Origin of the sequence: Paraburkholderia atlantica, assembly GCF_000092885.1 — a bacterium.
GTDB classification, from domain to species: Bacteria; Pseudomonadota; Gammaproteobacteria; order Burkholderiales; family Burkholderiaceae; genus Paraburkholderia; species Paraburkholderia atlantica.
This window is the reverse complement of the sequence record NC_014117.1, coordinates 499,890-515,805: the sequence shown is the minus strand read 5'-3', so window position 1 is coordinate 515,805 and position 15,916 is coordinate 499,890. Positions and strand designations below refer to the sequence as shown.

The window sequence follows — 15,916 nt, the reverse complement described above, 5'->3', positions numbered from 1 at the left end:
GCGATGAAATACGTCACCGCGAAACGCGCGGGCCTCGTGTCCTGTCACTCGTGCGGGCGCGTCGAGCCACGCATCCGCTCGGTCACCCCGCAGCACTGCAGCCGCTGCGGCGCGCATCTGCACTCGCGCAACCCCGACAGTCTGATGCGCACGTGGGCACTGCTGATCGCCGCGGCGCTGCTGTATATTCCGGCGAACCTGCTGCCGGTGATGCACACGTCATCGCTGCTCGGCACCGAGGACGACACCATCATGAGCGGCGTCGTCTATTTCTGGACCTCGGGCGACTGGCCGCTCGCGGTGATCGTGTTCATCGCCAGCATCATGGTGCCGATGCTGAAGCTCTCGGTGCTCGTGTTGCTGACCATCACCGCACAGCGCCGCTCGCGCTGGCGTCCGCAACAGCGCACGACGCTGTACCGGATGGTCGAGCGCATCGGCCGCTGGTCGATGCTCGACGTGTTCGTCGTCACACTGACCGTGGCGCTCGTGCGTTTCAAATCGCTGGCCGTGATCACGGCCGGGCCCGGCGCGATCGCGTTCGGCTCGGTCGTGATCCTGACGATGCTGGCCTCCATGCAATTCGATCCACGCCTTATCTGGGACCCCGTGGAAAGCAGTACCCCAAAACCTCAGGATCTCGCCCATGACTAGCCCGCAAGGACCGACGCCCGCTTCAGGTGACGCGCCGCGCAACGATTCGAACGGACCCAGACTGCCGCCCCAACTGCCCGACCCCGACATCGAACCCCGCAGCCGCTGGCTGCCGTCGCTGGTCTGGGTGATTCCGCTGATCGCCGCGCTGATCGGCATCGCGCTCGTGGTCAGGTCGGTGACCGAGCGCGGGCCCGTGATCACGATCAGCTTCATCAGCGCGGAAGGGCTCGAGCCGGGCAAGACCCAGGTCAAGTACAAGGACGTCGCCATCGGTTCAGTGAAGACGATCACGCTGGCGCCGGATCTGTCGCACGTGCTCGTGCAGGTGCAGCTGACCAAGGAAGGCGGCAAGTTCGCGGTCAAGGACTCGCGCTTCTGGGTGGTGCGTCCGCGCGTCGGCGCGAGCGGCGTGTCGGGCCTGACCACGCTGCTGTCGGGCGCATATATCGGCGCAGACGCGGGCCGCTCGAGCGACAGCGAAAGCAACTTCGTCGGCCTCGAAACGCCGCCGCCCATCACCGGCGACCAGAAAGGCCGCCAGTACACGCTGCACGGCGAGTCGCTCGGCTCGATCGACATCGGCTCGCCGATCTTCTACCGGCGCGTGCAGGTCGGCCAGGTGGTCGGCTTCTCGCTCGACAAGAGCGGCACCGGCGTGACGATGCAGGTGTTCGTGTCGGCGCCGTTCGACCAGTACGTCGGCACCAACACGCGCTGGTGGCATGCGAGCGGCGTCGATCTGCGGCTCGATTCGAGCGGCTTCAAGCTGAACACGCAGTCGCTCGCGACGGTGATCGTCGGCGGTCTGTCGTTCCAGTCGCCGCCCGGCCAGAACATGGGCCCGCAGGCGCCGAACAACCAGACGTTCCGTCTCGGCTCGGACCAGGCCGACGCCATGCGCGAACCGGACGGCGTGCCGTTGCGTGTCGTGATGAACTTCAACCAGTCGCTGCGCGGGCTGTCGATCGGCGCTCCGGTCGACTTCCGCGGCATCGTGCTCGGCCAGGTGACCGATATCGGTATCGACTACGATCCGACGACGCGGAGCTTCACGATGCCGGTCACGATGAACGTGTACCCCGATCGCCTCGGCAAGCGCTTCCGCGAGAGCGCGCCGCAGCCGGGCTCGCTCGCCGGCGAGAACCTGCTGCAGGAGCTCGTCAAGCACGGCCTGCGCGGCCAGTTGCGCACTGGCAACCTGATCACGAGCCAGCTGTACGTGGCGCTCGATATCTTCCCGAAAGCGGCGCCGGCCAAGGTCGACGTCACGAAGGACCCGCTCGAGCTGCCGACCATTCCGAACACACTCGACGAATTGCAGCTGCAGGTCGCCGACATCGCCAAAAAGCTCGACAAGGTGCCGTTCGACCAGATCGGCGCGAACCTGAACACTGCGCTGAAAAACGCCGATCAGCTGTTCTCGCGTCTCGACAAGGAAGTCGTGCCGCAGGCGCGCGACACGCTGAGCGCCGCGAAGCAGACCTTCAATTCGGCCCAGGCAACCTTGCAGCAGGATTCGCCGATGCAGTCCGACGTTCATCAGGCGTTGCAGGAACTGACGCGCACGTTGCAGTCGCTGAATGCGCTGTCGGATTACCTCGAGCGTCATCCCGAATCGTTGTTGCGCGGTAAATCAGGAGATAAACCATGATGTTTGCCCGGCTCCCCCGTCCGCCGCGCGCGCTCGTGCGCGGCGCCGCACGCGGCGTCGTGTATGGCACCGCACTGGCTGCGGCGCTCGCGATCGCGGCGTGCTCGTCGCCGTCGAGCCGTTTCTATACGCTGGGTGGCGCGGACAGCGCAGCCGCCGCCGCGCGCACGGGCGCCGCGCCCGCGTGGCTGATCGAAATCGCGCCGGTCAACGTGCCGCCGCAGGTGGCGCGAAACCAGCTGGTCGTGCAGACCGGGCCGACTCAGGTGCAGCTGCTCGAACAGGAGCGCTGGGCCTCGCTGCCCGGCGATGAAATCCGCCGCGCGCTGTCGACGAATCTGACGCAGCAGCTCGGCACCATCGATACGTTCGGCACCGCGCATCCCGACGACGCGGCCGTCTACCGGATCGCGATGAACGTGCAGCGCTTCGAGTCGTGGCCCGGCTCGCATGCGTTGATCGATGCGGTGTGGAGCGTGCGCGCCGTGCGCAGCAATGCGGTGATGACGTGTCGCAGCGTGGTCAGCGAAACGGTCGGCGGCGGGTACGACGCGCTCGTCGACGGACATCGGCGCGCGCTCGCGGAAGTGTCGACGCAGATCGCGACGGGCGTGCGCGCGATGGCGGCAGCGGCCGCCGCTACCACGAACGGGACCGGCCGGACTTCGTCTTCGTCGAGGCCGGCCGCGGCGCCGGTCGTGCCGCCCTGCCCTTCGGCGGGAACGGCCGCGGAGGCCGGCGCCTGACGGGCCCGGCGGCGCGACGAGACGGCGTCCGCACACCTGCGGGCGTCGCCGGCCCCAGGCGGCACGCGAGGCGAGATCACGCAACGACAAACGACTCAAACGACGGCCCGGCGCGCCAATCGCGCCGGCCCGCCGACCCCGACCGCGTACAATAGCGCCTTATCCAACGCCTTGCGGCAACCTCAATGTCCTTCGATTTCTTCCTCCCTTGCCCGCGCGGCCTCGAAGCTCCGCTCGCGGCCGAACTCGCCGAAATTGCCGCCAAACATCTGAACGGCGCCGCCTTCACGGCCGGCGCCCAAGTGCCGGGCGGCGTGCATTTCCGCGGCGGCTGGGCCGCCGGCATGGCCGCCAATCTGCACTCGCGTCTGGCGAGCCGCGTGCTGCTGAAAATCGCGCAGCGGCCCTATCGCAGCGAGCAGGACATTTACGCGCTCACGCTCGAACAGCGCTGGGAGCAGTGGTTCTCCGCGCACGAGACGCTGCGCGTCGACGTCACCGCGATCAAGTCGCCGCTGCGCAGTCTCGAGTTCACGACGCTGCGCGTGAAGGACGCGATCTGCGATCGTCTGCGCGAAAAAAGCGGCGCGCGGCCAAGCATCGATACCGCGATGCCCGACGTGCGCGTGTTCGCGTTCCTGACCGCGACCGACTGCACGCTGTACCTCGACACGTCCGGCGATCCGCTGTTCAAGCGCGGCTGGCGTCTCGACAAGGGCGCGGCGCCGCTGCGCGAGAACCTTGCGGCAGGCATTCTGCGTCTGACCGGCTGGCAAGCGGGCACGCCGCTCTACGATCCGATGTGCGGCAGCGGCACGTTCCTCGCTGAAGCGGCGCAGGTCGCGCTGGACATCGCGCCGGGCGTGCAGCGGCGCTTCGGCTTCGAAAAGCTCATCCAGTTCGATACGCGGACCTGGCAAACGCTGCGGGGCGCCGCGCTCGAAGCGAAGAACGCGGCGCGCGGCTCGCGCGGCGCGGATCTGCAGATATTCGGCAGCGACATCTCCGGCGACATGCTCGAAAAGGCACGCGCGAACTTCGAGCGCGCCGGTCTGCCGGCCATTGCGCTCAAGCAGCTCGACGCGCGCGACATGACGCCGCCTGCGTCGTCGCCGGGCATCCTCGTCGCGAATCCGCCGTATGGCGAGCGGATCGAAGTGCGCGGCCGCAATGCGCGCGGCGAGCTTCGCGAAGGCCGCGGCAATCGCGACGATGACGGCTTCCGCCGCATTCAGGAAGAGGCGCCGGACAGCGAGTTTTTCCAGTTGCTCGGTAATGCGCTGAAGCAGCGCTTTGCCGGATGGCACGCGTTCATCCTGACGTCGGATCGCAAGCTGCCGGGGCAACTGCGGCTGCGCGAATCGACGAAGACGCCGCTCTTCAACGGCGCGCTCGAATGCCGGCTGTTCCGCTTCGACCTGATCGCGGGCAGCGTGCGGCAGCGTCCGCAGGGCGATACGCAGGCGGGTTGAAGCTGCGTCGGTCGGGCAAGTTGAAATGAAAACCGCGGACCTCGTGCCGCGGTTTTTTATTGCGCCACGTCACACTGTTTCCCTTCCTTCGAAAGCGCCCGCATTCGATCCCGCCCCTTCATCTTTGCAAACGTTTGCCGTAAACCCTAACGACCCCGCGTGCTTTCCCGGTGCGCCGCATTCCCGTTCCGTTGTTTCGAGGCATCCATGTTTTCGAACCTCACGATTCGCACCCGTCTGGCTCTTGCGATGGGCTTTCTCGGCTTGCTGATGGCGATCGGCGCGGCGCTCGGCGTCACCGGCATCGCGTTGAGCAACGCCGACCAGAAGGCGCTGTACACCAACGAACTCGCGGCGGCGAGCGCGCTCGGCAAGTTCAACTTCTTCTATGCGCGCGGCCGGCTCGGGCTCGATCGCATCGCGGCGCAGCCTGATCGCGCGGACATTGCGAGTCTCCAACAGCATGCGCGCGAGCAGTTCGCGATCGGCGACAAGGCGTGGCAGGCTTATCGCGCGCTGCCCTCCGATGCGCAGGAGCGGCAACTCGCCGATGCGCTCGAGGCCAAACGCGCGCAGGCGATCAACGGCCCGGTCGCGCAGGTGTTCGCCGCGATCGAGCGGCGCGACACCACGCAGCTCGCCGACCTGATCTCGAACAAGATGACGGACCCGTTCAACGAAATCACGGACCTCTCCGCGAAGCTCGAGAAGATGCAGGGTGACGACGCGCGCAGCCGCTACGAAGCGGCGCAGGAGCGCTTCCACGCGATTCTCGCGATCGCCGGCGTCGGCCTTCTGATTGGACTGTCGATGGCCGCGTTCGCATGGCATGCGCTGCGCAAGTCGATCGCGGGTCCGCTCGAAGAAGCCACCGGCCACTTCCGCGCGATTGCCAATGGCGATCTGAGCCGGCGTATCGACGTGCGTTCGCGCGACGAGATGGGCCGCATGATGGACGACCTGCGCATGATGCAGACGCGCCTCAGGCAGGCGCTGCTGTCGGTGCGCGACGGCACGCAGTCCATTTCCACCGCGACCGCGCAGATTTCTGCCGGCAACATCGATCTGTCGCAACGCACCGAAGAGCAGGCCGCGTCGCTCGAGGAAACCGCATCGAGCATGGCCGAACTGACCTCGACGGTGCGCCAGAACGCCGACAACGCGCGTCAGGCGAGCGAGCTAGCGCGGGCCGCGGTCAGCGTGACCACCGAAGGCAGCGACGTCGTCTCGCGAGTCGTGATGACGATGGGCGAGATCGACGCAAGCTCGAAGCAGATCGCCGAGATCATCGGCGTGATCGAGGGCATCGCGTTCCAGACCAACATCCTCGCGCTGAACGCCGCCGTCGAAGCAGCGCGCGCCGGCGAACAGGGTCGCGGCTTCGCGGTCGTGGCGGGCGAAGTGCGAACGCTGGCGCAACGCAGCGCGTCGGCGGCAAAGGAAATCAAGACGCTGATCAGCGAATCGGTGGAGCGTGTCGGCAACGGCACCGAACTGGTCGGCCGGGCCGGCAAAACCATGACGGAGATCAACGACGCGGTGCGCCGCGTGACCGAAATCATGGCCGAGATCGCCGCAGCATCCGAAGAACAGAGCGACGGCATCGAGCAGGTCAACCGCACCGTCTCGCAGATGGACGAGGTCACGCAGCGCAACGCGGCGCTCGTCGAGCAGGCCGCGGCCGCGGCGGCGTCGCTCGAAGAGCAGGCCACGCGCATGAGCGATGTGGTCGGCGTGTTTCAGTTGCCGGCGGAGTGAGGCGGTAGCCTTTTCACACCCTACTGCCACCACGCTGTCAGCAGCACCCCCGCACACTCCTTCTCACGCCATCCGGCGCTTGAACGGCCTACTGCCAACCGAAGGAGAGTGTCATGTCCGCATTGCCCAAAGTCGTTGCCTGGTTCGAAATCCCGTCCGTCGATTTCGATCGCGCGGTGCGCTTTTACGAAGCTGCGCTCGACGCCCCGCTGAATCGCCAGGAGATCGGCGGCCAGCCGATCGCCGTGTTCAGCTACGAGGAGCCCGCGACCGGCGGCGCGATCGTCCATAGTCCGTCGATCACGCCCGCCGCCGACGGCGTCACCGTCTACCTGAACGCGCAGCCCACCGTGGACGCCGCGCTTGAGCGCATCGAACGGGCGGGCGGCAAGACCGACGGTCCGGTGATCAAGCTGCCGCAGGACATCGGCTATATCGCGTTCTTCACCGATACCGAAGGCAACCGCCTCGGGCTGCATTCGCGCACCAACGGCTAAGCGGGTCCGCAGCCACCGCGCTCCAACCGAAGGCCGCCATGCGGCGCTATCATCGCGGGACCGTCCCCCTCCTCCTCTACCCGACGCAAACGATGACGCGCCGCGCCGACCGCCTGTTCCAGATCGCCGAGCTGCTGCGCGGCCGGCGCCTGACCACCGCGCAGCAACTGGCCGACTGGCTGAACATCTCGCTGCGCACCGTCTATCGCGACGTGCGCGATCTGCAGTTGTCGGGGGTGCCGATCGAAGGCGAAGCGGGCATCGGTTATCGGCTGTCGCGCTCCGCGAGTCTGCCGCCGCTCACCTTCACCGCCGACGAACTCGCCGCGCTCGCCGCCGGCGCGCGGATGCTCGAATCGTGGGGCGGCGCGGGCTTCGCGAGCGGCGCGCGCGGCGCGCTGGCCAAAATCGCATCGGCGATGCCCGCGGACAAGCGCGCGGCGCTCGAACGGCTCGCGATCTTCGCGCCGTCGTTTCACATCAAGGCGGAGTTTTCGACGCAACTCGACACGCTGCATCGCGCGATCGATATGCGCCAGGTGGTGCGCTTCGCGTACACGGACGCGAACGGCGCCGACACCGAGCGCCGCGTCTGGCCGCTCGCGCTCGCGTACTGGGGCGCGCGCTGGACGCTCGGCGCATGGTGCGAGCTGCGCGGTGATTTCCGCAACTTCGGGCTGGAGAAGATGCGCGATCTCACCGTGCTCGAGACGTATCCGGATCAGGCAGGCAGGCGGCTCGCGGATCTGCTGCGGCATCTGAACGCGAGGCCGAAAAAATGAAAGGGATCGCGGTGACACACCGCGATCCCGCAAGGCCAGCTTACCGCTAACGATCTAATCGACCGCCTTCACCATATCCTCGATCACCTTCTTCGCGTCGCCGAACACCATCATCGTCTTGTCCATGTAGAACAGATCGTTGTCGAGCCCGGCGTAGCCCGCCGCCATCGAGCGCTTGTTGACGATCACAGTGCGCGCCTTGTACGCCTCGATGATCGGCATGCCCGCGATCGGCGACTTCGGATCGTTCTTCGCGGCCGGATTCACCACGTCATTCGCGCCGAGCACGAGCACCACGTCGACCTGGCCGAACTCGCCGTTGATGTCCTCCATCTCGTAGACCATGTCGTACGGCACTTCGGCTTCGGCGAGCAGCACGTTCATGTGACCCGGCATGCGGCCGGCCACCGGGTGAATCGCGTACTTCACCTCGATGCCTTTCTCGACCAGCTTGTCGGTCAATTCCTTCAGCGCGTGCTGCGCGCGCGCCACGGCGAGCCCGTAGCCCGGCACGATCACGACGGTCTCGGCGTTGCCCATCATGAATGACGCGTCATCGGCCGAGCCCGATTTCACCGGACGCTGCTCCGCCGCTCCACCCGCGGCCGCGCCCGGCTCGTTGCCGAAGCCGCCGAGGATCACGTTGAAGAACGAGCGGTTCATCGCGCGGCACATGATGTACGACAGGATCGCACCCGACGACCCGACCAGCGACCCGGCGATGATCAGCATCGGATTGTTCAGCGAAAAGCCGATGCCCGCCGCCGCCCAGCCCGAGTACGAGTTCAGCATCGACACGACCACCGGCATGTCCGCGCCGCCGATCGGAATGATGATCAGCACGCCGAGCACGAACGCGATGATCGTCATGATGATGAACGGCAGCCACGACTGCGTGAGGAAGAACAGCACGCCGAAGCCGAGCATCGCGATTGCGAGCATCAGATTGATCAGATGCTGGCCGCCGTAGACGACCGGCGCGCCCTGAAACAACCGGAACTTGTACTTGCCAGACAGCTTGCCGAACGCGATCACCGAGCCGCTAAAAGTGATCGCGCCGACGAAGGTACCGATGAACAGCTCGATGCGGTTGCCGTACGGCAGGAAGCCCTCGATCGGCACCTCGGGATCGACGAGCCCGAACGCGGCCGGCTCCGACACGACCCCGTACGCGATGCACACGGCCGCGAGACCGATCAGCGAGTGCATCGCCGCGACCAGTTCGGGCATCTTGGTCATCTCGACGCGCGCGGCGACGAACGCGCCGATCGCGCCGCCGATCACGAGCCCGAACAGCAGCAGGCCGAGCCCGAGACCGAGGTTGGAGCCGAGTACCTCGGCCTGCCGCGAGATCAGCGCGATGGTGGTCAGAATCGCGATCGCCATGCCGACCATGCCGAAGGTGTTGCCAACGCGGGCGGTCTTCGGATTCGACAGCCCTTTGAGCGCCTGGATGAAGCAGACCGACGCGACCAGATACAGCAGCGTAACGACGTTCAGGCTCATTTACGCACCCTCCTTGCCGCCAGCCGGGAGTTTCTTGGGCTCTTTCTTCTTGAACATCTCCAGCATTCGCCGGGTGACGAGGAATCCGCCGAACACGTTGACGGCCGCGAGCGCCACCGCGATCGTGCCGAAGAACTTGCCCGCACTGCCCACCGTCAGCCCCGCCGCCAGCATCGCGCCGACGATCACGATCGCCGAGATCGCATTGGTCACCGCCATCAGCGGCGTATGCAACGCGGGTGTGACGTTCCAGACCACGTGATAGCCGACGTAGATCGCCAGCACGAAGATAATCAGGTTGATGACCGTGTGATTGATGACGTCCATCTTCGCCCCCTTATGCGTTGCGCGTGACCTGGCCGTCGCGAGCCAGCAGCGTGGCCGCGACGATGTCGTCCGCGAGATCGATATTCAGCGTGCCTTCCTTCGTGACGATCAGCTTCAGGAAGTCGAGCAGGTTGCGCGCGTATAGCGACGACGCGTCGGCGGGCACCATCGCGGCGAGATTCGTATAGCCGACGATCTGCACGCCATAGCGCACCACCACCTGGTCCGTCTCGGTCAGCGGACAATTGCCGCCGCGTCGGCCGTCGACTTCGGGGCCGCGGCCAGCCGCGAGGTCGACGAGCACCGAGCCCGGTTTCATCGCCTGCACGGTTTCGACCGACAGCAGCGTCGGCGCCGGGCGGCCCGGAATCAGCGCGGTCGAGATCACCACGTCGGCCTGCTTCGCGCGCTCGTGCACGAGCGCCGACTGGCGCGCGAGCCACGACGGCGGCATCGGCCGAGCATAGCCGCCGACGCCCTGCGCGGCGTCGCGCTCCTCGTCGGTTTCGTAGGGCACGTCGAGAAATTTCGCGCCGAGCGATTCGATCTGCTCCTTGACGGCCGGGCGCACGTCGGACGCCTCCAGCACCGCGCCGAGGCGCTTCGCGGTGGCGATCGCCTGCAGGCCAGCCACGCCCGCGCCGAGAATCAGCACGCGCGCGGCCTTCACGGTGCCGGCCGCGGTCATCAGCATCGGCATGAAGCGCGGATAGAGCGTCGCCGCGAGCAGCACCGCCTTGTAGCCGGCAATGTTCGCCTGCGACGACAGCACGTCGAGGCTCTGCGCGCGCGTGGTGCGCGGCGCCGCTTCGAGCGCGAACGCGGTGACGCCGGCCGCGGCGAGTTTGCCCGCATTCTCGGCGTTGAACGGGTCGAGCATGCCGACGAGCGTCGCGCCGCGCTTCAGGAGCGGCAGTTCGGAATCTGTGGGGGATTGGACTTTGAGGACGAGATCTGCGCCGAACGCGGTGGCGGCATCGACGATTTCGGCGCCCACGGCCGTATAGGCATCATCGGGAAAGCTCGCGCCGGCGCCGGCGCCGCTCTGGAGCGTGACCCGGTGGCCTTGCGCCACGTATTTCTTGACCGTTTCGGGCGTCGCGGCAACGCGGGTTTCATGCGCGCGCGTTTCGGCTGGCACTCCGATGTGCATCGTTGTTCCTCCTCGACTTCCTGTTTGACGACAGATCTGCCGACGAGGCTCGCCGGCTTGCACATGCAACGGCTAACGCAGGCCCCACTTTAACCGAAACCGTCACGCGGCCAAAATCGGGGTCGCTGCGAATGCGCGGCAGACCGCCAAACTATTGCGAATCGGCCGCGAACGTGCTGCCAACCCGCCGCGAACCGGCCGCCAGCTCCCCCGCCATTGCCCCGGCACCGGGTCGGTGCGGCGCCCGGCAGCCGGCGCGCATAACCGGTAAAATGCGCACCCATGAAACCGGAAACCTGGCTGCCGCACGTGACCGTCGCGGCGATCGTCGAGCGTGACGGGCGCTTCCTGCTGGTCGAGGAACATACCGCCGCCGGCCTGCGCCTGAACCAGCCCGCCGGCCATCTCGAGGCGGGCGAAACGCTGCTGGAAGCGGTGGTCCGCGAAACGCTCGAGGAAACCGCCCATCCGTTCGCGCCCGAGGCGCTGGTCGGCATGTACATGACCCACTTCGAGCGGCCGGACCGCGCGGGCACCACGTACCTGCGCTTCACCTATTGCGGTGCGGGCGGCGAGCCGGACCCGGCGAGTTCGCTCGATCCCGACATCGTCCGCACGCTGTGGATGAGCGCCGATGAGTTGCGCGGGTGCCCCGAGCGGCATCGCACGCCGCTCGTGATGCAGTGCATCGACGATTACCTCGCCGGCCGGCGTTTCCCGCTCGACTTCGTCCATACCCATTCGGTCGGGCCGAAGCGATAAAGCCGTCACGAGCGGCCCCTACAAGATCCATGCAGTCATGCAGCACCCAGTGAGTACCTTATGAGCAAGCGTAAAGTCGTAGTAGGCATGTCGGGCGGCGTCGATTCGTCGGTTACCGCGTGGCTGCTGAAGGAACAGGGCTACGACGTGGTCGGCCTGTTCATGAAGAACTGGGAAGACGACGACGACAGCGAATACTGCTCGACGCGCCAGGACTGGATCGACGTGGTGTCGGTCGCGGACCTGATAGGCATCGACGTCGAGGCGGTCAACTTCGCGGCCGAATATAAAGACCGCGTATTCGCCGAGTTTCTGCGCGAATATTCGGCCGGCCGCACGCCGAACCCGGACGTGCTGTGCAACGCCGAAATCAAGTTCAAGGCCTTTCTCGATCACGCGATGTCGCTCGGCGCGGAAACGATCGCGACCGGCCACTATGCGCGCGTGCGCCAGAACCACGAGCGCGACGGCCGCTTCGAACTGCTGAAGGCGCTCGATCATACGAAGGACCAGTCGTACTTCCTGCATCGGCTGAACCAGGCGCAGTTGTCGAAGACGCTGTTCCCGCTCGGCGAAATTCCCAAGACCAAAGTGCGCGAGATCGCCGCGCAGATCGGCCTGCCGAACGCGAAGAAGAAGGATTCGACCGGCATCTGCTTCATCGGCGAGCGGCCGTTCCGCGACTTCCTGAACCGCTATCTGCCGACCAGGCCGGGGCCGATGAAGACTACCGACGGCAAGATCGTCGGCGAGCACATCGGCCTCGCGTTCTACACGTTCGGCCAGCGCAAGGGCATCGGTCTCGGCGGCAGCAAGGACGGTAGCGGCGAGCCGTGGTTCGCCGCGGGCAAGGATATTCCGACCAATACGCTGTACGTCGCGCAGGGGCACGATCATCCGTGGCTGCTGTGCCATACGCTGTCGGCGGGCAATACGAGCTGGGTCGCGGGCGAGCCGCCGGCCGACGGCTTCGCGTGCGGCGCGAAGACGCGCTACCGGCAGGCCGACGCGGCGTGCACGTTCAACGCCGCGGCGGCAGGCGGTTCGGGCGATGGCCTGTTCGAGCTGACCTTCGACGCCGCGCAATGGGCCGTCACGCCGGGACAATCGGCGGTGCTGTACGACGGCGATGTGTGTCTCGGCGGCGGCATCATCGAACGCGCGATGACCGGCCAACCGGCCGAGCTGCCGCCGGATCAGGCGCCGAAGCAAACTCGCGCGCAGCGTCGCAAGCAGGCGCATAAGCCGAAGCAGCCGCAGCGCGCATCGCAGGACGAGCCGCAAACCCCGCGGCAAAAAGCGGCGCTGCTCGGCGCGCGTTGAGCGATGCATAACGGCGCGCGCGGCGGGTCACACCGATGCGACCCGCGCGCCCCGCTCACCTTGTTTCCCCGCCTGGCGCAGTCACACACGCTTCACCTTCGCGTGCGACGCTTGGCTTCCATTCCCAGGCATCATCTTCGGGTTTTCCCCGTCGACGCCGCGCCGTGACCCGCAGCCGCCAGTTTCCTTCGCGACGGATACCGCCCGTGCCCCTCGCGCGGACGATCCCGCCGCAATGATCTTCACTGCACTGGAGTCCCCATGTTTTCTCGACGCTATCTGGCCATGTGGTGCGCAATCGCGCTCGCCGCCGTATGTGCCGCGCTGGCCGCGACGCATCGCCTGTCGTGGTTCTGGATCCTCGTGCCGGTCGCGCTCGTCGCGCTCGGCGTGTTCGACCTGACCCAACAGCGCCACGCGATCCTGCGCAACTACCCGCTGTGGGGCCACCTGCGCTTCATTTTCGAATTCATCCGGCCGGAGATCCGTCAGTATTTCGTCGAAGACGATACCGACGAAAAGCCGTTCTCGCGCGCGCAACGCAGCATCGTCTACCAGCGCGCGAAGAACGATGTGGATAGCCGCCCGTACGGCACCGAGCTCGACGTGAAGGCGATCGCGCACGAATGGATCAGCCACTCGCTCGCGCCGACCACGCTCGACGGTCACGACTTTCGCATCGTCGTCGGCCCCGATCGCGCGCAGCCGTATTCGATGTCGATCTTCAACGTGTCGGCGATGAGCTTCGGCTCGTTGTCGGCCAACGCGATCATGGCGCTGAACCTCGGCGCGAAGAAAGGCAACTTCGCGCACGACACCGGCGAAGGCTCGATGTCGAAATATCACCGTGAACATGGCGGGGACATCATCTGGGAAATCGCTTCCGGCTATTTTGGATGTCGTAACGACGACGGCACCTTCAACGCCGAAAAGTTCGCGAAGCAGGCCGCCGAACCGCAGGTGAAGATGATCGAGGTGAAGCTGTCGCAAGGCGCGAAGCCGGGTCACGGCGGCGTGCTCCCGGCCGCCAAGATCACGCCCGAAATCGCCGAGACGCGCGGCGTGCCGATGGGCCGCGACTGCATCTCGCCGGCGACGCACTCGGAGTTCTCGACGCCGCGCGAACTGCTCGAATTCGTCGAGCGGCTGCGCACGCTGTCGGGCGGCAAGCCGACCGGCTTCAAGCTTTGCATCGGGCATCCGTGGGAATTCTTCGGGATCGCGAAGGCGATGCTGGAAACGGGCATCCTGCCGGACTTCATCGTCGTGGACGGCGCCGAAGGCGGCACCGGCGCGGCGCCGCTCGAATTCACCGATCACGTCGGCGTGCCGTTGCAGGAAGGGCTGCTGCTCGTGCACAACACGCTGGTCGGCATCGGTCTGCGGCAGCGCATCCGCATCGGCGCGAGCGGCAAGATGATCACCGCGTTCGATATCGCGAAGACGCTCGCGATCGGTGCCGACTGGGTCAACGCGGCGCGCGGCTTCATGTTCGCGGTCGAAATCCCCCCTATACTCGACCAACTATTGGAGCGATTCAACCTTCTTTTTTTGCATTTAATTCATTTATCAGACGAATTACTGCTCTTAGCGCAGGAAATTCTGTCCTTGAATTCCGCATCCGTCTCGGCTAGTTTGTAGACACCCCTAACTATTTAACCTTTCGGAACCCATTCGGGCGCCGTTCGGCTCAATCAGTGGACAAAACCGCCTCAACGTAGTTCGGTCGATTTAATTAAGATTCCTATTTAAAGCTCTACGCGTAGGAGGTTCTACGCGTACCGCGCCCGCTCGCTGAGAGATTGCCAAGATGCAAGTGACCGCTCACTCAATAATTGAACTGAACATCTCGGAAGGCGCAATCGGCAACAGCATTCCGCTGCTGATTCTTCAAGATGGGAGCATCAGTTTCCTAGTGTTATTGTGGGCGCAACATTTGATGCTCCATGAGCTAACCAGCGCGAAAAATCTTTGGACGAAGGTATGTGGAGTTGGCCGTTTCTATGATTTCCTCATTCTTGTAAAAGGTGGGAAGAGGATACCCAATAACGCCATGCTGATTATCTTGGAAGAGTTCTACCAAGCGCGGCGATTCGGGTCGACCACTTTGAACTGGAAACCTGTCGCCCCCAAGACCGCGAAGGCTGACGAAGAGGCTGTCACACAGTTTAGCGAGTGGTGTGCCGCTAATCTGGGGCTCCCCACACTTAACGCCGTTGAACGAAAACTGGTCACAAGCTTAAATTTTCGCGCCCAGCAGACTTTTCGGCGGAAGCAACAACACAAGCGCACCTATGACAAACTGAGCCACCTCGAACCTTCGACTCTATCGGGCAAAGGCTACAACGACGAGCGGGAGTTCAACCCCAAAGAAAATAACACAGGGGCATTGAGCTACATCAAGAAATACTTCCCGCCCGACCGTGTTGGTGTATTCATCAAAAGCTTGAGCATACGAGACGCGCTATATTTTCTATTGCTCTTCTTCGGCGGACTACGCGCTTCAGAGCCACTTCATCTATACGTCTATGACGTAACAATCCAGCCCGATGGCATAGCCAAGGTTGTCCTGAGTCATCCCGAGCTTGGGCCCTACCGATGGTTCGATGCACATGGAAAGGCACACTTCGGCAACCGTGCCACTTTTCTTGCAGAGCGCTATGGAATCGGCCCTCGCAATCGCCTTGGAGAAAAGCATCCGCTTCATGCTGGATGGAAGGGCATGCGCTATGACGATGGTAAGTGGGAATCTGAAGTTTTTTGGTTGAGGCCGGACGCTGGCCGCCTGTTCGCCAAACTACATGTCCAGTACATGAAGACGATTCGTTCTCGCGTTCCGGACAACCATCCCTTCTACTTTGTGAACACTCGACTAAGTTCTGACTTTGGCTACCCGGTAACGCTTTCGAACATGAGCAAAGCATTCTACCGAGCTGCCGCCAGGGTTGGACTAAGTTCATCTGATGAGGGCGTGAATCCACATGGCGGACGGCACTACTACGGATTCTTCCACGCGAACATCTTCAAGACACAGCTTGAACTCCTCCAACTATATATGCATCACGTCTCGATTGAGTCGACCAAGGTCTACTACAACGTTACCAAATCGACCGCGCGCGACGAGCTTAAGAAGGGCTGGGAAAGAATTTCAAATGACTTCCCCTCCTCCTTGCGTCTCGATTCACTATTCCATCCGGAGATGGTATGAATCTCCCGACTTTTCATCGCAACCACATCGGGACGCACAATCACTTTTAATACCAGCAGTACCGAGCCAGCGCT

Annotated in this window: 13 protein-coding genes and 1 pseudogene; 11 read left to right on the top strand and 3 right to left on the bottom strand. The window is 64.7% G+C overall.

Annotated elements, in window-relative coordinates:
* The first annotated feature begins 3 nt into the window (after positions 1-3).
* The 7 genes from BC1002_RS02315 (at position 4) to BC1002_RS02285 (ending at position 7,563) form a co-directional block, all read left to right on the top strand.
* Entirely contained in the window at positions 4-654 is a 651-nt protein-coding gene (locus tag BC1002_RS02315; RefSeq protein WP_013088466.1) for a paraquat-inducible protein A, read from the top strand.
* A complete protein-coding gene (locus BC1002_RS02310; RefSeq protein WP_013088465.1) occupies positions 647-2,308 on the top strand; it encodes a PqiB family protein in 1,662 nt (553 codons plus the stop codon). The genes BC1002_RS02315 and BC1002_RS02310 overlap by 8 nt, the downstream gene beginning before the upstream one ends.
* Complete coding sequence (locus tag BC1002_RS02305) at positions 2,305-3,054, top strand: PqiC family protein (RefSeq protein WP_013088464.1); 750 nt, start codon at positions 2,305-2,307, stop codon at positions 3,052-3,054. Before BC1002_RS02310 ends, BC1002_RS02305 begins: the two co-directional genes overlap by 4 nt.
* A gap of 185 nt (positions 3,055-3,239) precedes the next feature.
* Positions 3,240-4,526 carry a THUMP domain-containing class I SAM-dependent RNA methyltransferase gene (locus tag BC1002_RS02300; protein ID WP_013088463.1) on the top strand — a complete coding sequence of 429 codons (1,287 nt, stop codon included), beginning with the start codon at positions 3,240-3,242 and terminating at the stop codon, positions 4,524-4,526.
* Between the two features lie 207 nt (positions 4,527-4,733).
* On the top strand, positions 4,734-6,284 hold the full coding sequence (locus BC1002_RS02295) for a methyl-accepting chemotaxis protein (protein WP_013088462.1): 1,551 nt from the start codon (positions 4,734-4,736) through the stop codon (positions 6,282-6,284).
* A 113-nt stretch (positions 6,285-6,397) separates the two neighbouring features.
* A complete protein-coding gene (locus BC1002_RS02290) occupies positions 6,398-6,781 on the top strand; it encodes a VOC family protein (RefSeq protein WP_013088461.1) in 384 nt (127 codons plus the stop codon).
* A 38-nt stretch (positions 6,782-6,819) separates the two neighbouring features.
* A complete protein-coding gene (locus BC1002_RS02285; protein ID WP_013088460.1) occupies positions 6,820-7,563 on the top strand; it encodes a helix-turn-helix transcriptional regulator in 744 nt (247 codons plus the stop codon).
* A 54-nt stretch (positions 7,564-7,617) separates the two neighbouring features.
* On the opposite strand, the gene BC1002_RS02280 is transcribed toward BC1002_RS02285, so the two are convergent.
* The 3 genes from BC1002_RS02280 to BC1002_RS02270 are packed head-to-tail and all read right to left on the bottom strand — an operon-like array spanning position 7,618 to position 10,549.
* Positions 7,618-9,069, bottom strand: a complete 1,452-nt coding sequence (locus tag BC1002_RS02280) for an NAD(P)(+) transhydrogenase (Re/Si-specific) subunit beta (RefSeq protein ID WP_013088459.1) — start codon at positions 9,067-9,069, stop codon at positions 7,618-7,620.
* Entirely contained in the window at positions 9,070-9,396 is a 327-nt protein-coding gene (locus BC1002_RS02275) for an NAD(P) transhydrogenase subunit alpha part 2 (protein ID WP_013088458.1), read from the bottom strand.
* A 10-nt stretch (positions 9,397-9,406) separates the two neighbouring features.
* A complete protein-coding gene (locus tag BC1002_RS02270) occupies positions 9,407-10,549 on the bottom strand; it encodes a Re/Si-specific NAD(P)(+) transhydrogenase subunit alpha (RefSeq protein ID WP_013088457.1) in 1,143 nt (380 codons plus the stop codon).
* 282 nt (positions 10,550-10,831) lie between these two features.
* Between BC1002_RS02270 and BC1002_RS02265 the strand changes: the two genes are divergently transcribed.
* The 4 genes and pseudogenes from BC1002_RS02265 (at position 10,832) to BC1002_RS35585 (ending at position 15,842) form a co-directional block, all read left to right on the top strand.
* Positions 10,832-11,311, top strand: coding sequence for an NUDIX hydrolase (locus BC1002_RS02265; protein ID WP_013088456.1), 480 nt, complete (start codon positions 10,832-10,834; stop codon positions 11,309-11,311).
* A 60-nt stretch (positions 11,312-11,371) separates the two neighbouring features.
* Positions 11,372-12,634 (top strand): tRNA 2-thiouridine(34) synthase MnmA, encoded by a 1,263-nt coding sequence (mnmA, locus tag BC1002_RS02260; RefSeq protein ID WP_013088455.1) that lies wholly within the window; start codon positions 11,372-11,374, stop codon positions 12,632-12,634.
* A 261-nt stretch (positions 12,635-12,895) separates the two neighbouring features.
* Positions 12,896-14,134, top strand: a pseudogene (locus tag BC1002_RS02255) (FMN-binding glutamate synthase family protein); the annotation flags it as partial.
* Between the two features lie 310 nt (positions 14,135-14,444).
* Entirely contained in the window at positions 14,445-15,842 is a 1,398-nt protein-coding gene (locus BC1002_RS35585; protein ID WP_013088453.1) for a site-specific integrase, read from the top strand.
* Positions 15,843-15,916 lie beyond the last annotated feature (74 nt).